Here is a 23,880-nt window from a genome sequence, read left to right as displayed (position 1 = left end):
TGTTTTACCGTGGTCAACGTGGCCGATAGTACCAACGTTAACGTGCGGTTTCGTACGTTCAAATTTTTCTTTAGACACGATCGTGTTCCTTCCTAGTTATGATTCGTCGTGATCATTATTGATCGACGACGCGCCAGAAATTGTTATTTTATGCGCCAACGCCCGTTAGCGCAATATTTGGACGCCCTGATCTCGCAAAAAGTCGTAAACTTTTTGCAGTTCAATCGTCAATTAGTAACCACGCTCTGCAATAATTTTATCTGCGAAGTTTTTCGGCACTTCAGCGTACTCGTGAAACTCCATAGAGTAAGACGCACGGCCTTGAGTTGCAGAACGTAGATCAGTTGCGTAACCGAACATTTCGGATAGTGGTACTTGAGCACGGATGATCTTAAGACCAGCCACACCTTCGTCCATGCCTTCAATGATACCGCGACGACGGTTTAGGTCACCAACAACGTCACCCATCCAGTCTTCCGGAGTGGTTACTTCGACATTCATCATAGGTTCTAGAATCACAGGTTGTGCTTCTAGTGCACCTTTCTTGAATGCCATCGAGCCAGCGATCTTAAACGCCATCTCGCTTGAGTCTACATCGTGGTAAGAACCATCAAATAGTGTAGCTTTAATATCTAGTACAGGGTAACCCGCTAGAACACCACTATTCATTTGCTCTTCGATACCTTTCGATACCGAGCTGATGTATTCCTTAGGAATCACACCGCCCACGATTTCGTCTACGAATACGAAACCTTCACCAGGCTCAGAAGGCTCAAGTTTGACCCAAACATGACCGTATTGACCACGACCACCTGATTGACGAACAAACTTACCTTCAACTTCCGCTTTACCACGAATGGTTTCACGGTAAGCAACCTGAGGTTTACCAACGTTACAATCAACGCTGAATTCACGCTTCATACGATCAACGATAATGTCTAGGTGAAGTTCACCCATACCTGAGATCAGAGTCTGACCTGATTCGTCGTCCGTTTCCACGCGGAATGATGGATCTTCCGCGGCTAGTTTACCTAGCGCGATAGCCATTTTCTCTTGGTCTGCCTTAGAACGAGGCTCTACAGCAATCTGAATAACTGGTTCAGGGAACTCCATGCGTTCTAGAATCACTTTGTGGTTCTGATCACACAGTGTGTCACCTGTTGTTACGTCTTTCAGACCGATAGCAGCTGCAATATCACCAGCGCGAACTTCTTTCACTTCTTCACGCTTATTCGCATGCATCTGAACGATACGACCGAAACGCTCTTTCTTCTCTTTTACTGAGTTGTAAACAGCGTCACCCGAGTTTACAACACCGGAGTAAACACGCATGAAAGTTAGCGTGCCCACGAATGGGTCAGTCGCAATCTTAAACGCTAGCGCTGAGAAAGGTTCGTTGTCGTCAGCATGACGCTCAACTTCATTTTCTCTTTCGTCGACACCTTTAATTGCAGGTACGTCAACAGGCGATGGCAAGAACTCAACTACTGCATCCAGTACCGCTTGAACACCTTTGTTCTTAAACGCACTACCACAAGTAGCCAGTACGATTTCGTTATTTAGTGTGCGAGTACGTAGAGCTTGTTTGAGCTCAGCTTCAGTCAATTCACCTTCTTCAAGGTACTTGTCCATCAGCTCTTCGCTAGCTTCAGCAGCGGATTCAACCATGTGGTTGCGCCACTCTTCAGCAAGTTCAATCATGTCAGCTGGGATGTCTTCGTAAGTAAACGAAGTGCCTTGATCGGCATCATTCCAGTTGATCATTTTCATCTTGATAAGGTCGATGACACCTCTGAACTCATCTTCCGCACCAACGTTCAGCTGGATCGGAACAGGAGTCGCACCAAGACGATTCTTAATTTGGTTCACAACGCGTAGGAAGTCTGCGCCCGCACGGTCCATCTTGTTTACAAATACCAAACGTGGAACGTGGTATTTGTCTGCTTGACGCCATACAGTTTCAGACTGAGGTTCAACACCAGATGAGCCACAGAACACAACCACAGCACCATCAAGTACACGAAGAGAACGCTCTACTTCGATAGTAAAGTCAACGTGTCCAGGGGTATCAATGATGTTTACGCGATGCTCAGGGAACTGTGCTTCCATACCACGCCAGAATGTAGTAGTCGCAGCGGATGTGATAGTGATACCACGCTCCTGCTCCTGCTCCATCCAGTCCATGGTTGCTGCACCATCGTGAACTTCGCCGATTTTGTGAGAAAGGCCAGTGTAGAACAGAATACGCTCAGTTGTGGTTGTTTTTCCTGCATCTACGTGAGCACAGATACCGATATTACGGTATAGCTCAATAGGAGTTTTACGAGCCACGATTGTATCCTCTTACTAAGGTGTACCTTAGAGTATAAAAAGTGCTGCGAGAGAACCTCGCAGCACAGAAGGTATTACCAACGGTAATGAGCGAACGCTTTGTTTGCGTCAGCCATGCGGTGCACGTCTTCACGTTTCTTAACCGCAGTACCTTTGTTCTCAGACGCGTCTAGCATTTCAGCAGCTAGGCGTTGAGCCATAGATTTTTCACCACGCTTGCGCGCAGCTTCAACCAACCAACGCATAGCAAGTGCGTTACGGCGAACCGGACGTACTTCTACAGGTACTTGGTAAGTTGAACCACCAACACGGCGAGATTTAACCTCTACCGCTGGGCGAACGTTTTCAAGAGCTTCTTCAAAAATAGCTAAGTGGTCTTTACCAGACTTTTCAGCCATAGCATCTAGTGCAGTGTAAACGATTTTCTCTGCAGTAGATTTTTTACCGTCAACCATTAGGATGTTAACGAATTTTGCCAGCAATTCAGATTTGAATTTTGGATCTGGAAGGATCTTACGCTGACCAATGACGCGACGACGTGGCATGGATTTATCTCCGTTGTCTTCTTCAGGTTTTATCCAAAACTTTTCAGTTTTTTCAAAAAATTAAAAATAATTTAGTGTTTGGCCTTACTTAACGGAATCCATTAAGACTTAGGACGCTTCACACCGTACTTAGAACGACCTTGTTTACGGTCATTTACGCCAGCACAGTCTAGTGCGCCGCGAACAGTGTGGTAACGCACACCTGGAAGGTCTTTAACACGACCACCACGGATTAGAACAACTGAGTGCTCTTGAAGGTTGTGACCTTCACCGCCGATGTACGATGTAACTTCGAAGCCGTTTGTCAGACGTACACGACAAACTTTACGAAGTGCTGAGTTAGGTTTTTTAGGTGTAGTAGTGTAAACACGAGTACATACACCACGTTTTTGTGGGCACGCTTCTAGTGCAGGCACGTTGCTTTTAACAACTTGCTTTGCACGTGGCTTACGTACCAACTGGTTAATAGTTGCCATTAACTAGCTCCTGATTTACTTGAAAGTAAGCTTTGTGAAAAATCTATCCCCAACTGCCAATGCAGTTAGGGACGCAAAATTCTATGCAGCAGTGAGAGGTGTGTCAAGAAATATACGGATCTTTTTTGTTCAATTAGAACAATTCATCCGTAAAGCTTTGTCGACAGCAAATCTTGTTCAATCCCAAGTTAGGGATTTATCCTGATTTGCTGTTAGCTCAACGAAGCCTGAGTAATTCACAATCGTCAGCGATGGACTGATACGATTTGCAATACCGCGAGCTTGAGTATCGCTCTCTAACACAAATACGCTGCGGTTTTTTAGGTGGGAAAATGCTTTATGTTGCGAGTTAGCAGCGTACACTGCATCTTCTATAAGTAAGATGTCATCCTGTTCACTGCATAAGGGCATGGCGTCTTCTAGAGCAGAGACTGTTTTTATGATGTGTAACATAACTTCCTCAAAAAGACAGTAGCTTGCCAGCGTGTCGTAACTTATCTTTGAGCTGTTCTGAGCTTAACGCTTGGGCCTCAATGACTAAATCCGCTTGCGCCAAACCTCGCTGGGTTAACGACTCTGAACACACAAAGACTTGTTCGATGTCGTATAAATCGAAAAGCTTTAACATCGGCGCGTAATCTTTACTCAAAATATTGTTGGGGTCTTGTCCGAGTAGAAGCTGGTATACCCCGTCCCCCATGAAAATGACGCTGATATCTTCACAGTAAGCCGACGCGGCTAACAGTGCATCCACACCTTCACGACCAGCTGCACTGCCATGTGGCGCACTACGAAATAGATAAGTTAACTGACTCAAAACTGTACCACTCTGTCTTGGGTTAACATCGCTTCAGCTAGGCTACCTAAGCCTGCTTGTTCAAAACCATCGGCTAGATTGTTCTGAACCAAACCATGTTGATTCGCTTCTTCTTCACTTACAATCCCGCGACGCAAAGCGGCCGCGACACAAGTTTCTAGGCGAACACTATGCTCTTTAGCCAAAGACTGCCACGCCTTATTGAGATCAAACTCATCGTTGGCTGGCACACTCAAAGCAGTACCATTAGTCACACCATCTTGATAAAAGAAGACGCTCACTAGCTGATGGCCTTGCTCTATCACCGCTTTGGCGAACTGATAAGCACTGCGCGCTGACTGGCTGCCATAAACGGGACCATTCACCACTAACGTGTAAGTCAGTTTGCTCACCTTTCATCATCCTCGGTTTTACGTTGACGAATGTACAAGTAAACGGTGTGTTTTGAAATATTAAGGCGATCCGCGACACGGTTGATGGCATCTTTAATATCGAAGATACCTTTGTCGTACAACTCCATCACGATCTGGCGATTTTTGGTGTTGTTAGACACGGACTTATCCGCATTGATCTCTTCGATGGTGCGTTCAACAGTTTGGTCCACCAGCTCTTCTACATCACTAGCAAAGTTGACCGAGGAAGCCGCTTCTTTCGCTTCTTGCGTCGGCATGAAAGACTGAAGGACTTGCGAGAAAGGCGCATCCAAGTTGACGTTGATACACAACAAACCAATCACGCGATTTTCGCCATTACGAATGGCGACAGTAATCGACTTCATCAACACGCCACCTTTTGCACGGGTAAAGTACGAACGTGAGAAGTTGCGCTCCGAGCCTTCGATGTCTTTTAGCATCTTAAGCGCTAAATCAGTGATTGGTGAGCCGACTTGGCGCCCCGTGTTTTCACCGTTAGCGATTTTAATTGCAGAGGTATTTAAGTCTTCTAGAGAGTGAAGAACGATTTCACAAAATGGACCTATCAGGCTGGCGATACCATCCACGACCGCCTCATAAGATCTTAAAATGATTTTGTCGTGCTCGGTAAACGGCATCACGTTAACGGATTCCATTTCGAGCAACATCTCCGCGTTTATTGTTTCTGTAGTTGTCATAAGCCTTCGAGCGAAAAATCAACAAATTGGTGTAAGTTTATCAGAAAATTTGAAAAGCAACCTAGCAAACTCACCAACTAGTGACCTAGAACAAAAAAGGCCCGTTAAACGGACCTTTTTCAATAACTTATCGCAGCTTATTGTTATTGCTCTGCGTTGTCGTTCTCAACTTTTAGCAGCTCAACTTCAAATACTAGCGTTGAGTTAGCAGGAATGCTTGGTGTGTCTTGGTCACCGTATGCTAGCTCTGGCGGGATAACGAATTTGAATTTAGAACCCACAGGCATTAGCTGAACACCCTCTGTCCAACCTGGGATTACACGGTTAAGTGGGAACGTTGCAGGTTCACCACGATCGTATGAGCTGTCGAACTGAGTACCGTCGATCAGAGTACCTTTGTAGTGTACTTGAACCGTATCAGTGTCTTTTGGCTTCTCACCTTCAGCTGGTGTCATTACTTGGTATAGAAGACCTGTATCTGTCTTCACTACGCCTTCTTGCTTCTCAAACTCAGCACGGAAGTCATCGCCAGCTTTTTTCGCTTCAGCTGCTTTCTCAGCCGCTTGTGCTTGCATCTTTTCTGCAACACGCTTGTCTAGAGATTCTAGTGCTGCACGTGTTTCTTCTTCATTCAATTCAGCATTGCCTTTGAAGACGTCTTCGATACCTTTTAGTACCAAATCTTTGTTAAGATTAATGCCGATTTCGCTTGGCTTGTCGATGCTTGTGCTTAGGTAGTTAGCAAATGAAACACCGATTGCGTATGCCGCTTTGTCGTCGTCGGTTTTAAAGTGAACCGCTTTGCCGGTTTCTGCTTGAACTTGTTCTGCTTGAGGTGCGGTTTCTGTTTTAGTTTCTTCTTTCTGACAACCTACCGCTAGCATAACTGTTGCAGCAAGTAGCGACACTTTTAAAACTGATTTCATTAAATTCTCCCAATAATGGCTCTGCCATTGGTTGTTGTGCACAAATCTTCTATGAGACTAGTGAAGACAATCGTTATACCAATATACTAGCTATATGTCTTAAGACACAAACCGGATTATTAGATGTGATGCAAAGAATTTTTCATTTATTCCTATATTTAATTGTCATCACCACGTTAAATGGTTGCTTTTTCGCCGAGCGTGAAGTGCAGCGTTGGCCGATAGAACCTCAAGGTGCGACGAGCTTCGCACTTAGCAGAGATGGACGGTTTGCTCTGCTCTATTCTCAACAACGTCATTTGATGTTGTGGGACCTAGAGCAAAATGAACAACTAGCCAATCTGGGTGAACTCGATGCCGATGCCAATGTGGTTTCCCATATCCGCATATCTGACAATGGTCGCTACGCAATTACAGCAAGCCAAATGAACTTCGCAGTTTGGGACCTAGGCTGGACGCAATCCGAAGGCCTTTGGTCTATCTCTGATGCGCTCATTCGCGACGTTGATATCACCAGTAATGGTGAACAAGTTCTGCTTGGGTTATCCAACGGTAAAGCAATTTATGTCAACTTAGTCACCGGGCGTCGCATGGAGTTCCTTGCGCATCGTGAAAAAGTCAATTCCGTGGCCATTTCTCCTAATGGGCGCTTCGCCCTAACCGGAGGTAATGACTATAAAGCGTATCTGTGGGATACCGAAACCGGACAAGTACTACGAACCTTCGAACATGAACAACGAATTGTTCGCGTGGCCCTGCAAAGAGATGGAAAATTAGCAATGACATCTGATGGCGGAAACCAAGCGATTGTTTGGAATTTAAAAACTGGACAAGAAGTCACACAGTTGAGCAGTTGGTCACGCCAATTAATTTTCTCTACCGCACGATTTTCTGACGACGGGACTCAACTAGTCACAGGAAGCCCTTCTGGCCGTGTGTCGATATGGGATACTCAAACCGGAAAACGAATGAGTGGATTTGAAGTGGAGCCCAAAAAAGACACTCGCCCTCCCCGTGCGGTCGTGTATGATGCAGCCTTTGATTCAAAACAACGCGTAATTACTGCTACTTCAGCAGGTATTGCCCAAGCTTGGCAGTTAGAGAACGGATCATGACAGAAAAAATCATTCAGCAATTGGAAGCACGCATTAATGACTTAGAATGTCAGCTTGCGTTCCAAGAACAGACTATTGAAGATCTGAACGGCGCTTTATCGCAGCAACAACTGCAAATTACCAAGATGCTCGATCAGATGAAATATGTGGTAGGTAAAGTAAAAAATATGGACTCGTCGAATTTAGCCGATCCGTCAGAAGAAACCCCACCACCGCATTATTAAAATGCAGGCTCAAATAGCATAAAGCCCAGAACATGTTCTGGGCTTTGTTGTATTAATTACTTAAGAAGGTACTCAAGAAGAAGCTATTCGTCGGCGTAGATTTTAACGCTCAGCTCGCCTTGCGTATTAATGCCTGCTCGGTACATGCCAGAACTGTTCATCGCAAAGTGCATCTCACCTTTAGCATCAATGGCAATCAAACCGCCCTCTCCGCCCATCTGTTTGAGAGCACCTTGGATAATGTGTTCACAAGCCGTATGAATATCTTCTTGTAAGTAACGCATACGTGCTGCAACGTCTTCCGCAACACGTTTACGAATAAAGAACTCACCGACACCCGTAGTGGAAACTGCCACAACGCCATTTTCGGCCACCGTACCACAACCAATCAGAGCCGAATCTCCGACTCGGTTGTATTTCTTATTCGTCACGCCACCCGTACTGGTGGCAGCGGCTAAGTTGCCTTGTTGATCTAACGCTACCGCACCAACCGTACCGTGCTTACGGTCATCTGGGTAACGAGATTCCGACAAAGCAAACAGTCCTTTCTCACGCATAGACAGCAACTGCTCATAACGGCGATCAGTAAAGAAGTAATCTTGCTCGGTATACTCATGGCCTTGCTCAAAAGCAAACTTCTCTGCGCCCTCACCCACCAACAACACATGATTGCTGTTTCGCATCACGTCACGAGCGAGCTCAATTGGGTTTCTAATATGACGAACACCTGCGACCGCACCTGCTGCAAGGTTTCGCCCATCCATCACAGAAGCGTCCATTTCAACCATTTCGTTGTTGGTCAGCACTGAGCCTTTACCCGCATTAAAGTTAGGAGAGTCTTCCAATACTTTCACTGCCGCTACGACGGCATCTAAGGCTTCACCGCCCGTTTCTAGAATTTGATGTCCCGCTTTTACCGCAGCTTCTAAATCCGCCAAGATGGATTGTTGCAGCTCATCGCTCATCTGTTCACGCAAGATGGTGCCCGCACCACCATGAATGGCAATCGAGAAAGGTTTCGTCATCACTTTGTCCAACTGTTATTCCTTGTATGGTTGGCACTACACCTTAGATAAACAAAAAGCGCAAGTTGAAAACTCAACTTGCGCTTTTCAAAGCTTTGCTAGATAAGATTATCTAGTGAAGGAGCTTATGATTAGTGAGAACCACAGCTACCGCCGCCACAGCAGCCGCCTTCTTCTTCGTGATCGTGGTCATGATCGTGACCACCACAACAGCCACCACCTTGGTGGATGTGACCGTGTTCGATCTCTTCTGCTGTTGCTTCACGTGTAGACATAACCTCTACTTCGAAAGTTAGTGTTTGACCAGCTAACATATGGTTACCGTCAACAACCACTTCGTTGCCGTCAACTTCTGTTACTTCAACAGGGATTGGACCTTGGTCAGTGTCAGCTAGGAAGCGCATGCCCACTTCGATTTGCTCAACGCCTTGGAATACGTCCGCAGGAACGCGCTGTACTAGCGCATCGTTGTGCTCACCGTAAGCTTCTTCAGGAGCTACCGTTACTGAGAACTTGTCGCCAGCCACTTTACCTTCAAGTTCTTTTTCAAGACCTGTGATTAGGTTGTTGTGACCGTGAAGGTAATCTAGGGGTGCTTCTGCTGTTGATTGATCAACAACGACACCGTCTTCCATCATTACTTTGTATGCAAGGCTTGCAACAACGTTCTTTTCAATTTTCATACTAACTCCAGGGAGATTAATTGACTTAACCTGAATGGGGTTAAGTACTGAGATATCTGGGTGTATTATGGGGATCAATTATCGAAGTTCAATTATTCCGGCTTAAAAATTCCGATCATTTCCTGATCTGAGTGTTTATTTTTCTCTACAGATTGTGGTTTGCGCTGCTCTGTAAACTCACACTCGACACACTCAACTAACTCGATGTTATTTTCAATCCACCAGCGCAGGGTATCTTGCTGGCTGCAATTTGGGCAGCTAGCGCCTGCAATAAAACGTTTCTTGATTTTCACGCTATTTCCTTAGCTTGAGTCTTGGCTCAAGTACTACTTCCAATGATTAGGTGACTGATGGTCGCTCTCCATTTCACGACCAAATATTTCTTCTAGCTCTTTGCGTGCCTCTTTCGCCCTTTGAGCTAATTTCTTATCTTCATTGTGTTGAGGCAATAAGTCCTTAAGCATAGCATTATCCAACTTGCGAAAATGTGCTTCTGCCCGCTTTGCTTGATAAGGATGCATACCCAGTTCTACGAGCGCTTGGCGACCGAGATCTAGCGCCCCTAAAAATGTTTCACGAGAGTAATTCTCTACACCATGACTCATTAACTGGTAAGCCTCGACACGGCTTCTTGCTCGGGCTAACAACTTAAGTTTCGGGAAGTGCACGCGACAAATGTCCACGATGGCCATCACCTCATCAGGTGAATCAGTACAAATAATCAATGCTTCCGCTTTATCAGCGCCAGCAGCCCTCAATAGGTCAATTTGTGTAGCATCGCCATAAAACACTTTGTAACCATACTTACGTAATAGGTGGATTTGGCTGGCATCACTTTCTAATACTGTCACTTTGATTTTATTGGCATACATTAAACGTCCGACGATCTGACCGAAACGTCCAAAGCCTGCAATGATAACGCGTGGTCGGCGATCCACGACTTTCGTGGTCATGCCCTCTTCTTCTTGATTCAGGGTATGAGCAAACCACTTCTTTTGTCCCATCAGCAAAAGAGGAGTCGTCACCATGGATAGACTGACCACCACCAACAGAAACGCCACTTGCTCTTTGGACAAAATGCCCTCTTGGCTCGCCGCGGTAAATATGACAAAGGCAAACTCACCGCCTTGGCTCAAAATTGCAGCCATACGGCTTCTCGCTTTGGCTCCGACACGGGCAGCTCTCGCCAATGCATACAAAACCAAACCCTTAACCACGACCAAAGCCACCACCGCACCGAGAATCTCTAAAGGATGTAATGCCAATAACCCCAAGTTTACCGCCATGCCCACCGCAATAAAGAATAACCCCAACAACAGACCTTTAAATGGCTCGATAGCGATTTCCAACTCATGGCGATACTCACTCTCTGCCAGCAAAACGCCTGCTAAAAAAGTCCCCAATGCCATCGAAAGGCCGAGCTTTTGCATCACGACCGAAATGCCAAGCACGACTAAAAGTGCAGCAACGGTAAAGAGTTCACGAACGCCGCTCATCACGACAAAACGAAATAGCGGACGTAGTAAAAAGTGACCACCAATCAACAGTGCTACCACACTGCCTAAAATAGTGAAGACATCCAACCAACTTCCACCACTATGCCCGCCTGCTAGCAAGGGCAACATCGCCAGCATCGGGATCACTGCAATATCTTGAAAGAGCAGCACCGCAAAACCAGATTGCCCCGTTTCGGTACCATTAAGCCCTTGCTCTTCAATGACTTTAAGCGCAATCGCCGTCGAGGATAGCGCCAACCCCATCCCGATCACTAAACTCACTTGCATGCTTACGCCAAACATACTGACGACACTACCAATCACGGCGGTCGTGACCACAACCTGCGCACCGCCTAAACCTAAAATCGGCCCTCGCATCTGCCACAATTTTTTAGGGTTTAATTCCAGCCCTATCAAAAACAGTAACAACACAACCCCAAGCTCGGCAAAATGCAAAATGGCATCAACGTCGCTAATTAAGCCAAGCCCCCATGGGCCAATCAACACACCAGCGAGTAAATAACCTAAAACCGAGCCAAGCCCAAGGCGCTGAGCAATCGGCACCGCAATAACCGCAGCCGAAAGAAAGACCACACTGCTTTGAAGAAACTCACTGGTGATCGCCATACTGACCTCCTCGCTCTGCCGCTTGCCAGTTTTCAAGTGGGTTACTCAGCCATCCACGGTATAACTCGGCATGTTCGTAGCGTTCAATATCTGAAACATTTCTTGACCAATACAACACCAGTGGTTCAATCCAGTGCATTTGACATAGGGCTGCCGTCAGTTCAAACGGTTGCAAGATTTGCTCAAGTGGGTATTTGTTGTACCCCTTCGCGCTGAAGGCTTCTTCTTTACCACCTGTTGTAATGACACTGCGCCAGTATTTTCCTTCTAGCGCCGCACCTCCGCCAAACGCAAAGCCTTTACCTAACACTCGGTCTAGCCACTCTTTTAATAGGGCTGGACATGAATACATATAAAGTGGGTGGTGAAATACAATCACATCGTGAGCGAGCAACAACTCATGTTCGTAATTCACATCAATAAAGAAATCGGGGTAAACACCGTAAAGATCGTGCACAGTGACGTGATCAAGCGACTGAGCTTTTTTTATCATCACTTGATTGGCAATCGAGTTATGTGGCTCTGGATGAGCATAAATGACCAGAACTTTTGGGAGAATAGACGGTGCAACAGCCAAATGGTCGTCCTTGTGGTTATTTTTATCCGTTATCAAATTGTTATACTTTTTTGTACAGCATAATGCAATTAAAGCGAATCAATCGACTTTTCCGGCCAATACCCCTACTATTCACCGCTAGATATATACCCAAGTGGCTTTAAAAACGATTGAAACCACTTCGCTATGTAACCAAGCAACGCGCACTGCGCAAAGTGAATGAAAACTTTATGATTACCTTCTCTGATATTCAGTTACTGCGTGGCGGTAAACCTCTTTTAGACCAAGCTTCTGCGACTATTCACCCTGGCGATAAAGTCGGTCTTGTGGGCAAAAACGGCTGCGGTAAATCAACGCTGTTTGCCCTACTGAAAGATGAACTGTCAATTGATGCTGGCTCATTTAGCCAACCTCAACACTGGGAGTTGGCCTGGGTCGCACAGGAAACGCCTGCGCTAGAGCGCACTGCACTGGAATACGTCATTGATGGTGATCGCGAGTACCGCTCTCTCGAAAAGCAGTTAGCTGAAGCAGAAACACAAGACAACGGAACCCTAGTTGCCGAGATACACGGTAAAATTGAAACCATTGGTGGTTACAGCATTCGCGCTCGCGCGGCAGAACTGCTCGATGGTTTAGGGTTCAGCCAAGAGCAAATGAGTTGGAGTTTGACCCAATTCTCGGGTGGTTGGCGTATGCGTCTTAACTTGGCTCAAGCGCTATTGTGTCGTTCTGATCTACTGCTACTCGACGAACCAACCAACCACTTGGATTTGGACGCGGTAATGTGGTTAGAGCGTTGGCTACAAAACTACCCTGGCACGCTGATTCTGATCTCGCACGACCGTGACTTCTTGGATCCGATCGTTGGTCGCATCATTCACATCGAGAATCAGCAGCTGAACGAATACACGGGTAACTACTCGTCATTCGAAAACCAACGCGCACAAAAGATGGTGTTACAACAAGCGATGTTTGAAAAGCAACAGAAGCAGATGTCTCACATGCAAAGCTACATCGACCGCTTCCGTTACAAAGCCTCTAAAGCACGCCAGGCTCAAAGCCGTATTAAAGCTTTGGAGCGCATGGAGAAAGTGTTACCAGCTCAATTCGATAACCCATTTAGCTTCCAATTCCGTGAGCCAGCTGCGCTGCCAAACCCAATCATGATGATGGATGAAGTATCTGCAGGTTACGGTGACAACCTCATCTTAGAGAAGATCCGCTTGAACTTGGTTCCTGGCAGTCGTATTGGTCTACTCGGCCGTAATGGTGCGGGTAAATCGACATTAATCAAGCTGCTCTCTGGTGAACTTAACGCGCAAGGTGGTGACCTAACTTACTCACAAGGCGTGAAAATTGGTTACTTCGCTCAGCACCAGTTAGAAACGCTTCACCCTGAAGAAACGCCGCTGCAACACATGATGCAAATCGCACCCGATCAAACCGAACAGCAGCTACGTGATTACCTAGGTAGCTTTGGCTTCCAAGGTGACAAAGCACTAGAAAAAGTTGCGCCGTTTTCTGGTGGCGAAAAAGCCCGTTTGGTATTGGCTTTAATTGTGTGGCAAAAGCCAAACCTGTTGCTACTTGATGAACCGACCAACCACTTAGACTTGGACATGCGCCAAGCACTTACAATGGCACTGCAAACATTCGAAGGTGCGATGGTGATTGTTTCGCACGACCGCTATTTACTGCGCGCTACGACCGATGACTTGTATTTAGTGCATGATCGACAAGTTGCTCCGTTCGACGGTGATTTAAATGACTATTATAAATGGTTAACCGAACAACAAAGAGCGGAACGCAAAGAAGCGCAGCCAAGCAAAGATACGGCCAACAGCGCAGCTGCGAAGAAAGAGCAAAAACGTCGCGATGCAGAGTTTCGAAAACAGACAGCGCCAATTCGCAAAACGCTGACACAACTAGAAAATAAAATGGATAAGTTAGGTGCTGCACTGGCCGAAGCTGAAGAACAATTGGCGGACAACTCACTGTATGCGGCCGAAAATAAAGCTAAACTTAACCAAGTGCTGGCACTTCAAGCTTCCAGTAAAGCTGAGCTCGAAGAAATTGAAATGGAATGGATGTCTGCTCAAGAAACGTTGGAGCAGATGGAGCTAGAGTTTAATCAATGAGTAATCAACACGCTGAATACACACTCACCCTAGAACACCTTTGGCAGTTTAGTCTGCAATTTTATGGTGTGCGAGAAGTGAAAGAGGCGTGTTTATCATTACAGAACAACTACCACGGTAACGTGAACCTACTCCTGCTGCTCAGATGGCTCGATGAGCAGCAACTCATTTTCCAAGAAAAAGACTGGCCCTTGGTGCAAGACTGTCTAGGTAGGAGCGAAACTTTACTTCACTCCTTTCGCGACCTTCGTCGCCACCTTAAGTCTCAAGTCAATGACGCTTTGTATCGTGAGACCTTGCAGTTTGAGCTGCAACTAGAAAAGCAGCAACAAGCGGATTTGGTGGACTGCATTAACTCACTTACACTACTCAAAAATGATGGTGACCCACTGACGTTGAGATACTGTCGTCAACTCGGTGGGGAGCATTTGCAGCAAGCCTTTGCTATTCCGGTGCCAAACATTCAACCACCAAAACGCCCATAAATCTGTAGAATACCTATAATCTTTATAAAGGATTATATTAATAAGTTCTTCAACGGACACCGAAGGACCGCATAAGAGCAGTTAGGTATGACACAATTTTTCGCAGCCGCCGGGATCAAAAACCCGCATCTCCAAACGCTTTTGCCGCGTTTTATTCGCAAAAAAGCGTTATTTACGCCGATTTGGCAAACCCTCGATACATCCGATGGCGACTTTCTCGATCTCGCGTGGAGCGAGGACCCAACCCAAGAGCCTGCACAAAAAAAGCCGATTTTTGTTTTATTTCATGGGTTAGAGGGGTGCTTCTATAGCCCTTATGCCAATGGGTTAATGAATGCATTTGCTCAATCTGGATGGCTGTCGGTGATGATGCATTTTCGTGGCTGCAGCGGTAAACCAAACAAAAAAGCACGAGCTTACCACTCGGGTGAAGTGACGGATGCTCGTTACTTCCTAGAGCACCTTGAACAACGTTTTCCTGATAACCCCAAAGTTGCGGTTGGTATTTCTCTTGGCGGTAACATGTTGGCGAATTATTTAGCCCAATATAAAGACCACCCTTTTTTGAATGCAGCGACTATTATCTCAGCGCCTTTAGACCTAGCGGCGTGTGCAAACCGTATTGAACAAGGCTTTTCGAAAGTGTATCGCCGTTATCTGCTTTCTTCACTGAAACGTAACGCGTTACAAAAGCATCATCTATTGCATGGCGAGCTCGCTTTGTCATACAACTCAATAAAACGTGTCACACGATTGTATGAATTCGATGATTTGATCACGGCACCACTGCACGGCTTTAAAGACGCACAAGATTATTACGATCAATGTTCTGGCTTAAGTAAACTACAGCAAATCACGCTACCCACACTGATCATCCATGCCAAAGACGATCCGTTCATGACCGATGATGTGATACCGAAGTTTGTTTTGCCAGATAACATTGATTACCGTCTCTTTGAACACGGTGGCCATGTTGGCTTCCTAACAGGAACGGCGTTAAAACCTAAGTTTTGGTTGGAGGAAGCGCTGCCCGCGTATTACGAAAGTATCGCCGCAGATTACCTTTCTGCTGTATCCAAGCAACGAACGCAGTAAACTAGCCGCTCATCATAAAAGTTAGAGGTATTTATGATCATTCCATGGCAAGACATTGCGCCGGAAACATTGGAAAACTTAATTCGTGAATTCGTCTTACGCGAAGGAACGGATTACGGAACCGTCGAGGTTTCTTTGCATGACAAAATTGATCAAGTTAAAGCTCAATTGGAAAAAGGTGAAGCGGTTATCGTGTTCTCTGAGCTACACGAAACCGTCGATATTCAGCATAAAACAAAATTTTAGACCCTTCACATTTTACCGTATCCCACTCGATGACAAGGTATTGTTACGTGCTATAGTGGGATATCGACCGTGCAGTAGTAACTCTACTGCACATTACAGGTAAGTAATTTTCGACAAGGTTTGTCATGTCAGCTAAACACCCAATTATTGCGGTTACTGGTTCGTCCGGTGCCGGCACGACCACTACATCTGAAGCCTTCCGTAAAATGTTCAATATGATGAACGTTAAACCCGCATGGGTTGAAGGCGATAGCTTCCATCGCTTTACTCGCCCAGAAATGGACATCGAAATTCGCAAAGCCCGCGAGCAAGGTCGACACATTAGCTACTTTGGCCCACAAGCTAATGACTTCCCGGGATTAGAAGAGTTTTTCCGTAAGTTCGGGCATGACGGCACTGGCAGCGTGCGCCGTTATCTGCACACGTTTGACGAAGCGGTTCCCTACAATCAAATGCCAGGCACGTTTACACCGTGGCAAGACTTACCCGAAAACAGCGACGTGCTGTTTTATGAAGGGTTACATGGTGGCGTGGTCGATGGCGATGTTAATGTTGCTCAACATGTGGATTTCTTAATCGGCATGGTGCCGATTGTGAACTTAGAGTGGATACAAAAATTCGTACGTGACACTCGCGATCGCGGCCATTCGCGTGAAGCGGTAATGGACTCAATCGTGCGATCCATGGACGATTACCTCAACTATATCACTCCGCAGTTTTCTCGTACTCACATCAACTTCCAGCGCGTACCGACCGTTGATACTTCCAACCCACTTAATGCAAAAGGCATCCCTAGTTTGGATGAGAGTTTTGTGGTGATTCGCCTACGCGGTATCAAGAATGTCGACTTCCCATATCTGCTGGCCATGATTGATGGCTCATTCATGTCACGCCACAACACGATTGTCGTACCCGGCGGTAAGATGAGCTTTGCAATGGAGCTCATAGTTCGGCCTATCCTACAACAGCTCATCGAAACAGGGAAAATTGGCTAAAAACCTGCCTGCGAAGATGTTTACTTTTCATACCGTGATCATGTGCACAGTTTTGCTTACAAAATCTCAATCATGGCACGATTAAAATCAAGAAATCGTTTTCGAAAAAGGATACTATTTCTTACCGAAACACAAGAGAGCTTGCAGCATATAAAAAGTGCTCTTATTCTAGTAGGCCTAATTCAGGCTTAGCTAAAATATGGATAGCGCAAGCGTACCCTGCAGAGGAAGTGAGATATTATGGTTCTAGGTAAACCTCAAACCGACCCAACATTAGAGTGGTTTCTTTCACACTGTCATATTCATAAGTACCCTTCAAAGAGCACGCTAATTCACGCGGGCGAAAAGGCAGAAACTTTGTACTACATCGTTAAAGGTTCTGTTGCGGTTCTTATCAAAGACGAAGAAGGTAAGGAGATGATCCTTTCTTACCTAAACCAAGGAGACTTTATTGGTGAACTTGGTCTATTCGAGGAAGACCAAGAGCGCACAGCTTGGGTTCGTGCTAAATCTCCTTGTGAAGTTGCTGAAATTTCTTTCAAGAAGTTCCGTCAGCTTATCCAAGTAAACCCAGACATCCTAATGCGTCTTTCTGCGCAGATGGCTCGTCGTCTTCAAGTAACTAGCCAAAAAGTGGGTGACCTGGCGTTCCTAGACGTAACTGGTCGTATCGCTCAGACGCTTCTGAACCTTGCAAAACAACCAGACGCAATGACTCACCCAGACGGCATGCAAATCAAGATCACTCGTCAAGAAATCGGTCAAATTGTTGGCTGTTCTCGTGAGACAGTAGGTCGTATCTTGAAGATGCTAGAAGAGCAGAACCTAATCTCTGCTCACGGTAAAACCATCGTGGTTTACGGTACTCGTTAATCTCGAACTAGAGTGACACGAACAAAATTATAAAAGCCACCAATGGCAACATTGGTGGCTTTTTATTTACTCATGACCAAATGAGATAGGGTGCAGCGAACACTAATGAGTAAGCTTAACAGGTTAACCCTAAAACTTAGCCATTCGTACTTTCAAAGATTTTGTCAGCTGAAGCGGCCACGAAACCTGGGTACAAATCACCATTTTCCATCGGATAGCGCTTAGCAAATTCATAAAACCCGCCAGGGATAATTTCAGTGCCTTCGCTAAAACGAACCGCTACTTTATCTGCCATGGTCGATGACTGCTCTAGCAACACCTCAGGAGTGCCCTTCACTTCACCACCATTTTCATTAATGGTAAACCCAGCGGTACGCAGATGATCGTTTACCTGCTTCACTTCTTCATATTCATTGAGCTGGTTAACGCTCACCGTGAAGTGGTTTGCTCCGTAACCATGCGCCGCAAGCCAAGATGCGTACTCACTTTCTTTAGCCAACGTTTGGTAATCAGCAAAGCTTAAATCCCACAAGCGTCCACCATGTAAGAATGCGCTATCGTTCAGCTTGTCAGCATCGACTTGTGCCACCAAATTTTTCACAATCTCTTGTAGCTCAGACGAGCACTCTTCAACTTTTAGCTCACTAATAAATACTTTAGGTTGCTTCGGATCTGGGTGCTCATAGTGCTTAGCAACCAGCTTTTTGCTTTCGAAAACGTAATCACCACACGCCTTGTAACCAATAGCTACAAATGGCTTAGCTAGAGTTTCAATACCAAGAGGCGCGATATTGAAGGTACGTAAAGCTATATGATCATTAATCAGAGGCTCATCTTCTTGAAGCAGCTGATGCACTTTAGCAGCCGAAGGGCAAAGACGTTGAATGTAATCTTGCCATAGCGATTCAAATAACATATCGGGCGTCATAACGACTCCTTGTTACGAGATGTAGAGTTTAAAGGTAAGCGGAAGTTGGCTGCTCGTTCACAACAAAAGTTGTCCAGAATAATGAACGAGCAACCATCAACCTGTGACGGTAAATGCCAGTCAGTCAACACGCTTTTCCGAGTCTTTGCTCACTTTTCGTGTTCTGCCAACGATCACTACAACCCATACCTAAATGATGCGCCGGCAAGGTGAGCCGCAATGCATAGTTGCGACTCTATTATTAAAACTTATAGCGCTACACCTGGACTCAATGTTGCAGGCAAGACAGTCTCTTGACCTTCCATTGATGCCATTGGGTACGCACAGTAATCTGCTGCGTAGTAAGCGCTTGGGCGCAAGTTACCCGACGCCCCCGGACCACCAAATGGCGCATCACCGCTTGCACCAGTGAGCTGGCGGTTACGGTTCACGATACCTGCACGAATGTGGTCAACGAAGTATTCCCATTCTTGGTCGTCGGTTGAGACCAAACCAGCAGATAAGCCAAAGCGCGTATCGTTTGCTAGCGCCACGGCTTTGTCTAACCCTTCGTAACGCACCACTTGCAGAAGTGGGCCGAAGTATTCTTCATCTGGTAACTCAGCAATGTTCGTTACATCAATGATGCCAGGAGAAACAAACGCCGCCTCTCCTGCTTTCGCTTCAATCAAGCTTTCACCGCCAAGAGACTGTAGATTAGCTTGTGCATTAAGAATAAACTTGGCTGCCGCGACCGAAATTTGCGGTCCCATAAATGGCGCAGGTTCTGCAAATGGTTGGTCTACGCGAATATTGCGTGTCGCTTCAACGAGTTTGGTGATAAGCGCATCGCCTTTTTCACCCAATGGCACATACAAACGACGAGCACACGTACAACGCTGCCCAGCACTGATAAACGCTGACTGGATGATGGTGTAAACCGTGGCATCCAAATCACCATATTTATCAGAGATCACCATCGGGTTATTACCACCCATTTCTAGTGCGAGCATCTTGCCCGGTTGACCCGCAAATTGACGGTGTAATACATGCCCCGTATTTGCGCTACCCGTAAACAGTACGCCATCGATGCCTTTTGCGTCAGCGAGCGCGATACCAGTTTCTTTCGCGCCCTGAACAAGGTTAATCACGCCTTTCGGCAGACCGGCTTCTTCCCATAGCTTCATTGCCAATTCACCCGTCCATGGCGTTTGCTCAGACGGTTTGAAGACTACCGTGTTACCAGCCAGTAGCGCAGGCACAATGTGACCATTTGGTAGGTGGCCTGGGAAGTTGTAAGGACCAAACACCGCCATCACGCCCAATGGGCGGTGGCGCAATACGATTTGGTTGCCTCCTGCTTCACGGCTCGCCTCACCAGTGCGGTCATGATAAGCGCGAATCGAAATGGCAATTTTACCTGCCATTGCCGCTGCTTCAGTGCGCGTTTCCCAAATTGGCTTACCAGTTTCTTTGGCAATGACTTCGGCGATTTTTTCGCTGTTCTCTTTTACTTTCTCCGCAAAAGCCAACACGATTGCCTCACGCTCTGAAAATGGGCGCTTTTTCCAGTCAATAAACGCTTCACGCGCTGCAGATACCGCCTGGTTCACCTGCTCTGCCGTTGCACCTTTGCCTTGCCAGATCACTTCTTGGTTGTACGGCGACAGAGACGTAAATGCTTCACCCTGACCTTGTACCCATTCACCTGCAATCCAATGTGTCATTGTTTCTATCCTTAAATTCTGTCGTCTGTTACTGCGGAAGAAGGCGAACGAAATCCCCTTCTTCAACCGAAAGTGCATCCGCAACGTCTGGTGCGATCATTACGCTCTGTGTTTCTGCGTCATACGCCGCTTTAGTGACTGTCGCACGGAAGTTCTCGAAAGATGAATTACACATCAAGAAGTCTTGTGTGCTGGAATGTTCAGAGATTTTGACTTGCGCACGGAATGAATGACGTACCGACTCAATATTACGCAGATCACACTCAACCGTTGGGCCACCATCGAAGATGTCGACGTAGCCTCGGTTGGTAAAACCTTCACGCTCAAGCAGCTTCAGCGCTGGACGCGTGTTGTCATGTACTTGACCAATCACGGCTTGCGCTTCTGGGCTGAGCAGGTTGATGTAAATAGGCAGTTTCGGCATCAAGTCGGCGATAAAGCCTTTCTTGCCGATACCTGTCAGGTAATCTGCAAGCGTGAAATCGATAGAGAAGAAATGCTCTTGAAGCCATTGCCAGAATGGTGAATTACCCTCGTCGTCTGAAACGCCACGCATCTCCGCAAAGATCGTTTCAGAGAAGCGCTCTGGGTGCTCTGCCATCATTAGGAAACGACACTTCGACATTAGACGACCATTCAGACCTTGGCGGAATTTCTCACGCAAGAACAAGGTACAAATTTCGCTGTTACCCGTGTAGTTATTACCAAAAGTAAGCAGTTTAACGACGTTGTTAACGCCAAGCTTTGGCGACGAGTGCACGACTTTACTAATGTGATATGAGTAAAATGGGACATCCCAGCCGATAGATGCTTCGATTCCGGTGGTACCCGCAACCTCACCCGTTTCAGAGTCAAAGCCAACCATCAGGTAGCCTTCATCGCCTGGTTCTGCCACATCTGGCTTACCAAAGCTGTACTCTGAATGTTTGATTCGATTGGTTAACAGTTCTTCGTTAACCGGTAGAGATGTAAATCCGTGACCAGACTCCACCGCACAAGTGTGCAGTGCGTCGTAATCCGACATCGCGATAGGGCGAACTACTAGCATCAATACTCCCTCCAGATGCAAGAAGATCCTAACTATATTGTAGGAACAATTCCCCCATCAGAGATCCTTGACGGGGGTGTCTGCGTTGACGTTTAAACTGATATCGCGCTTAAACTAAAGTCGCGATCGCTTTATCCAGTTTCGCCAAGCCTTCTTCAATTTCTTGTTGTGTGATAACGAGTGATGGTGTGAAACGTACGACATTGGCACCCGCAACCAATACCATGAGACCTTGTTTACCTGCAGCAACCAGCACGTCACGCGCACGGCCTTGCCATTCTTCATTTAGTGCAGCGCCAAGTAATAGGCCTTGACCGCGCACTTCTGAGAAGATGTTGTACTTCGCGTTGATCTTCTCTAGACCTTCACGGAACATTGCTTCGCGTTCTAGCACACCAGCCAACACCTCTGGCTTAGTAACTTCATTTACAACCGCTTCTGCAACCGCACACGCTAGTGGGTTACCGCCATATGTAGAACCGTGAGTGCCCACTTTCATGTGCTCTGCCAATTTTGCTGTCGTTAGCATTGCACCGATCGGGAAACCGCCACCAAGTGATTTCGCAGTACTTAGAATATCTGGCGTGATACCTAAACCTTGGTAAGCGTAGAAGTTACCTGTACGGCCATTACCAGTTTGCACTTCATCGAAGATCAGTAAGGCGTTGTGTTTGTCACACAGCTCGCGAACCGCTTGAGCGAACTCAGGCGTTGGTGGCACGATGCCGCCTTCACCTTGTAGTGGCTCCATCATGACCGCACAAGTACGATCAGACATGTGTGCTTGTAAAGCTTCGATATCGTTGTAAGGAAGGTGTGTCACGTCGCCTGGCTTAGGACCGAAGCCGTCAGAGTATGCCGCTTGGCCACCAACCGTTACGGTAAAGAATGTACGACCGTGGAAACCTTGTTTGAATGCAATGATTTCAGATTTCTCAGTGCCATGAACGTCTGCTGCATAACGACGTGCCAGCTTCAAAGCGGCTTCGTTTGCTTCTGCGCCAGAGTTAGCAAAGAACACTCGCTCAGCAAAACTCACTTCTGTTAGCTTTTTCGCCAGACGAAGGGCTGGTTCGTTCGTCATAACGTTACTTAAGTGCCAAAGCTTGTTAGCTTGCTCTGTTAGTGCGTTTACCATTACTGGATGACAATGGCCAAGACAGCTCACTGCAATACCACCAGCAAAGTCGATGTATTCATTACCTTCCTGATCCCAAACACGTGAACCTTCACCTTTAACAGGGATCATTTCCATCGGGTTATAGCAAGGTACCATTACCTCATCGAATAAACCGCGCTCTACTTTAATTTCCGTTGTCATTGCACATTCCTTCTTGATACCGCATGCGTAGCAGATAAGCGAATTTAACCGGCTCTCTTTGCCAGCAAATAATGTTTTGCATTTAAGCTATTGCGGCATTGTATTTACATTTAATTAACCATTTCAATAGTGATTTATTCTTTTCGTTCTCGAAAGCAACTTCCATTAATCACTGCTTATGACTATTTATGCATCAAGAAAGTAAAATAGAGAAGTGATTTTTTATAAATGTTATGTAATACAGGGGATAGAAGGTTTAAAAAGACATGAATAGACAAAGAGACTCGAGAGAACCGCATAGTTTTGCAATCCGCTCACCTCAGCAAAAAGATGAATGATTTGTTAAAAAAAGTGATCGCGATCAGATCGCTTTGCGCGCTAAAAAGTTCGCAAGCAACTCGTGACCTTGCTCAGTTTTGATTGATTCTGGGTGGAACTGCACCGCATCAATTGGCAAGGTTTTATGTTGGTAACCCATTATTTCATCCATGCTTCCGTCAGGCAGTTCTGTCCATGCAGTCAGTTCAAACACGTCGGGTAAAGTACCGTTTTTCACCACAAGAGAGTGATAACGAGTTACCGTGAGTGGGTTATTCAGATTTTTAAACACACTACGACCGTTATGACGAATCGGTGAGGTCTTACCGTGCATCACTTGTCGTGCACGTACCACTTCGCCCCCAAACACTTGCGCTATCGCTTGATGGCCAAGGCAAACACCCAATATTGGAAGCTTACCAGCGAAGTGTTCTATCGCTTTCAGTGAAATACCTGCTTCGTTCGGCGTACATGGCCCTGGCGAGATCACCAAATGAGTTGGGTTGATCGCCTCAATGCCTTGGATATCGATTTCATCGTTACGCACCACCTTTACGTCTGCACCAAGCTCGCAGAAGTATTGGTAAAGGTTGTAGGTAAAAGAGTCGTAGTTATCGATGATCAACAACATAAAGGGTCGGTTGCTCCAATCCGTTTTGGCAATGCTTACGTAGTGAATCGCCACGTTCATGACAATCAAGGGCGGTATTTTGCTATACCAAGCAAGAAAGGCAAGTTTTTGCTGAATAAAAAGGCCAGCATAGGCTGGCCTTTGGTCTTTACAGCTATTTA

26 protein-coding genes are annotated in these 23,880 nt (G+C 46.2%); 8 read left to right on the top strand and 18 right to left on the bottom strand.

The features are described 5' to 3' along the window. Positions 1–231: 231 nt before the first annotated feature. From fusA to fkpA, 8 genes are all read right to left on the bottom strand, one after another. Positions 232–2,331 (bottom strand): elongation factor G, encoded by a 2,100-nt coding sequence (gene fusA, locus R7Q39_RS26845; RefSeq protein WP_005382794.1) that lies wholly within the window; start codon positions 2,329–2,331, stop codon positions 232–234. Between the two features lie 74 nt (positions 2,332–2,405). Continuing rightward, on the bottom strand, positions 2,406–2,876 hold the full coding sequence (gene rpsG, locus R7Q39_RS26840; protein ID WP_005382796.1) for a 30S ribosomal protein S7: 471 nt from the start codon (positions 2,874–2,876) through the stop codon (positions 2,406–2,408). 101 nt (positions 2,877–2,977) lie between these two features. Continuing rightward, positions 2,978–3,352, bottom strand: a complete 375-nt coding sequence (gene rpsL / locus R7Q39_RS26835) for a 30S ribosomal protein S12 (protein WP_004399892.1) — start codon at positions 3,350–3,352, stop codon at positions 2,978–2,980. 177 nt (positions 3,353–3,529) lie between these two features. Further along, positions 3,530–3,805 carry a sulfurtransferase complex subunit TusB gene (tusB, locus tag R7Q39_RS26830; RefSeq protein WP_053350705.1) on the bottom strand — a complete coding sequence of 92 codons (276 nt, stop codon included), beginning with the start codon at positions 3,803–3,805 and terminating at the stop codon, positions 3,530–3,532. A 7-nt stretch (positions 3,806–3,812) separates the two neighbouring features. Next, positions 3,813–4,169 carry a sulfurtransferase complex subunit TusC gene (tusC, locus tag R7Q39_RS26825; RefSeq protein WP_053350706.1) on the bottom strand — a complete coding sequence of 119 codons (357 nt, stop codon included), beginning with the start codon at positions 4,167–4,169 and terminating at the stop codon, positions 3,813–3,815. Next, positions 4,166–4,561: a sulfurtransferase complex subunit TusD gene (tusD, locus tag R7Q39_RS26820; protein ID WP_053350707.1), complete on the bottom strand. Its 396-nt coding sequence runs from the start codon at positions 4,559–4,561 to the stop codon at positions 4,166–4,168. The genes tusC and tusD overlap by 4 nt, the downstream gene beginning before the upstream one ends. Beyond that, positions 4,558–5,280 (bottom strand): transcriptional regulator, encoded by a 723-nt coding sequence (locus tag R7Q39_RS26815; protein ID WP_005382804.1) that lies wholly within the window; start codon positions 5,278–5,280, stop codon positions 4,558–4,560. Before R7Q39_RS26815 ends, tusD begins: the two co-directional genes overlap by 4 nt. Before the next feature lie 143 nt (positions 5,281–5,423). Then, positions 5,424–6,206, bottom strand: a complete 783-nt coding sequence (fkpA, locus tag R7Q39_RS26810) for an FKBP-type peptidyl-prolyl cis-trans isomerase (protein WP_017821751.1) — start codon at positions 6,204–6,206, stop codon at positions 5,424–5,426. Positions 6,207–6,334: 128 nt separating this feature from the next. Between fkpA and R7Q39_RS26805 the strand changes: the two genes are divergently transcribed. Then, entirely contained in the window at positions 6,335–7,321 is a 987-nt protein-coding gene (locus R7Q39_RS26805; RefSeq protein WP_017633742.1) for a WD40 repeat domain-containing protein, read from the top strand. Further along, entirely contained in the window at positions 7,318–7,545 is a 228-nt protein-coding gene (locus R7Q39_RS26800) for a SlyX family protein (protein ID WP_005381455.1), read from the top strand. The genes R7Q39_RS26805 and R7Q39_RS26800 overlap by 4 nt, the downstream gene beginning before the upstream one ends. Before the next feature lie 83 nt (positions 7,546–7,628). Here the strand turns inward: R7Q39_RS26800 and R7Q39_RS26795 are convergent, their stop codons facing one another. From R7Q39_RS26795 to kefG, 5 genes are all read right to left on the bottom strand, one after another. Continuing rightward, complete coding sequence (locus R7Q39_RS26795; RefSeq protein WP_031777285.1) at positions 7,629–8,570, bottom strand: isoaspartyl peptidase/L-asparaginase family protein; 942 nt, start codon at positions 8,568–8,570, stop codon at positions 7,629–7,631. Between the two features lie 131 nt (positions 8,571–8,701). Beyond that, complete coding sequence (slyD, locus tag R7Q39_RS26790; protein WP_005381451.1) at positions 8,702–9,253, bottom strand: peptidylprolyl isomerase; 552 nt, start codon at positions 9,251–9,253, stop codon at positions 8,702–8,704. Positions 9,254–9,345: 92 nt separating this feature from the next. Next, on the bottom strand, positions 9,346–9,546 hold the full coding sequence (locus tag R7Q39_RS26785) for a YheV family putative zinc ribbon protein (RefSeq protein WP_005381449.1): 201 nt from the start codon (positions 9,544–9,546) through the stop codon (positions 9,346–9,348). 33 nt (positions 9,547–9,579) lie between these two features. Beyond that, entirely contained in the window at positions 9,580–11,376 is a 1,797-nt protein-coding gene (gene kefB / locus R7Q39_RS26780; RefSeq protein ID WP_017633740.1) for a glutathione-regulated potassium-efflux system protein KefB, read from the bottom strand. Next, entirely contained in the window at positions 11,360–11,953 is a 594-nt protein-coding gene (kefG, locus tag R7Q39_RS26775; protein WP_017821749.1) for a glutathione-regulated potassium-efflux system ancillary protein KefG, read from the bottom strand. The genes kefB and kefG overlap by 17 nt, the downstream gene beginning before the upstream one ends. A 209-nt stretch (positions 11,954–12,162) precedes the next feature. Between kefG and R7Q39_RS26770 the strand changes: the two genes are divergently transcribed. The 6 genes from R7Q39_RS26770 to crp all read left to right on the top strand — a co-directional run bounded on the left by R7Q39_RS26770 (position 12,163) and on the right by crp (position 17,767). Beyond that, the gene (locus R7Q39_RS26770; RefSeq protein WP_318077071.1) at positions 12,163–14,073 is read left to right on the top strand and encodes an ABC transporter ATP-binding protein; all 1,911 of its coding nucleotides are present in this window, start codon (positions 12,163–12,165) and stop codon (positions 14,071–14,073) included. Continuing rightward, complete coding sequence (locus R7Q39_RS26765; protein WP_005381440.1) at positions 14,070–14,558, top strand: TIGR02444 family protein; 489 nt, start codon at positions 14,070–14,072, stop codon at positions 14,556–14,558. The genes R7Q39_RS26770 and R7Q39_RS26765 overlap by 4 nt, the downstream gene beginning before the upstream one ends. An 87-nt stretch (positions 14,559–14,645) precedes the next feature. Further along, complete coding sequence (locus R7Q39_RS26760) at positions 14,646–15,653, top strand: hydrolase (RefSeq protein WP_005381438.1); 1,008 nt, start codon at positions 14,646–14,648, stop codon at positions 15,651–15,653. A 33-nt stretch (positions 15,654–15,686) separates the two neighbouring features. Next, on the top strand, positions 15,687–15,899 hold the full coding sequence (locus R7Q39_RS26755; RefSeq protein ID WP_005381436.1) for a YheU family protein: 213 nt from the start codon (positions 15,687–15,689) through the stop codon (positions 15,897–15,899). Positions 15,900–16,024: 125 nt separating this feature from the next. Continuing rightward, the gene (locus R7Q39_RS26750; protein ID WP_005381434.1) at positions 16,025–16,894 is read left to right on the top strand and encodes a phosphoribulokinase; all 870 of its coding nucleotides are present in this window, start codon (positions 16,025–16,027) and stop codon (positions 16,892–16,894) included. A gap of 240 nt (positions 16,895–17,134) precedes the next feature. Next, positions 17,135–17,767: a cAMP-activated global transcriptional regulator CRP gene (gene crp, locus R7Q39_RS26745; protein WP_005381432.1), complete on the top strand. Its 633-nt coding sequence runs from the start codon at positions 17,135–17,137 to the stop codon at positions 17,765–17,767. Between the two features lie 136 nt (positions 17,768–17,903). Here the strand turns inward: crp and R7Q39_RS26740 are convergent, their stop codons facing one another. The 5 genes from R7Q39_RS26740 to R7Q39_RS26720 all read right to left on the bottom strand — a co-directional run bounded on the left by R7Q39_RS26740 (position 17,904) and on the right by R7Q39_RS26720 (position 23,719). Then, entirely contained in the window at positions 17,904–18,695 is a 792-nt protein-coding gene (locus R7Q39_RS26740) for a DUF1338 domain-containing protein (protein WP_318077070.1), read from the bottom strand. Between the two features lie 248 nt (positions 18,696–18,943). Further along, the gene (astD, locus tag R7Q39_RS26735; RefSeq protein WP_318077069.1) at positions 18,944–20,401 is read right to left on the bottom strand and encodes a succinylglutamate-semialdehyde dehydrogenase; all 1,458 of its coding nucleotides are present in this window, start codon (positions 20,399–20,401) and stop codon (positions 18,944–18,946) included. 28 nt (positions 20,402–20,429) lie between these two features. Further along, a complete protein-coding gene (gene astA, locus R7Q39_RS26730) occupies positions 20,430–21,449 on the bottom strand; it encodes an arginine N-succinyltransferase (RefSeq protein WP_005381422.1) in 1,020 nt (339 codons plus the stop codon). A 109-nt stretch (positions 21,450–21,558) separates the two neighbouring features. Further along, positions 21,559–22,770 carry an aspartate aminotransferase family protein gene (locus R7Q39_RS26725; protein WP_005381420.1) on the bottom strand — a complete coding sequence of 404 codons (1,212 nt, stop codon included), beginning with the start codon at positions 22,768–22,770 and terminating at the stop codon, positions 21,559–21,561. 361 nt (positions 22,771–23,131) lie between these two features. Beyond that, the gene (locus R7Q39_RS26720) at positions 23,132–23,719 is read right to left on the bottom strand and encodes an aminodeoxychorismate/anthranilate synthase component II (protein WP_033907164.1); all 588 of its coding nucleotides are present in this window, start codon (positions 23,717–23,719) and stop codon (positions 23,132–23,134) included. Between the last annotated feature and the right edge of the window lie 161 nt (positions 23,720–23,880).

This window comes from Vibrio sp. 947, from assembly GCF_033339115.1.
In the GTDB taxonomy this organism is placed as follows: Bacteria; Pseudomonadota; Gammaproteobacteria; order Enterobacterales; family Vibrionaceae; genus Vibrio; species Vibrio alginolyticus.
Note: the sequence above shows the minus strand (reverse complement) of the source record. Positions and strands in the feature narration are given on the sequence as shown.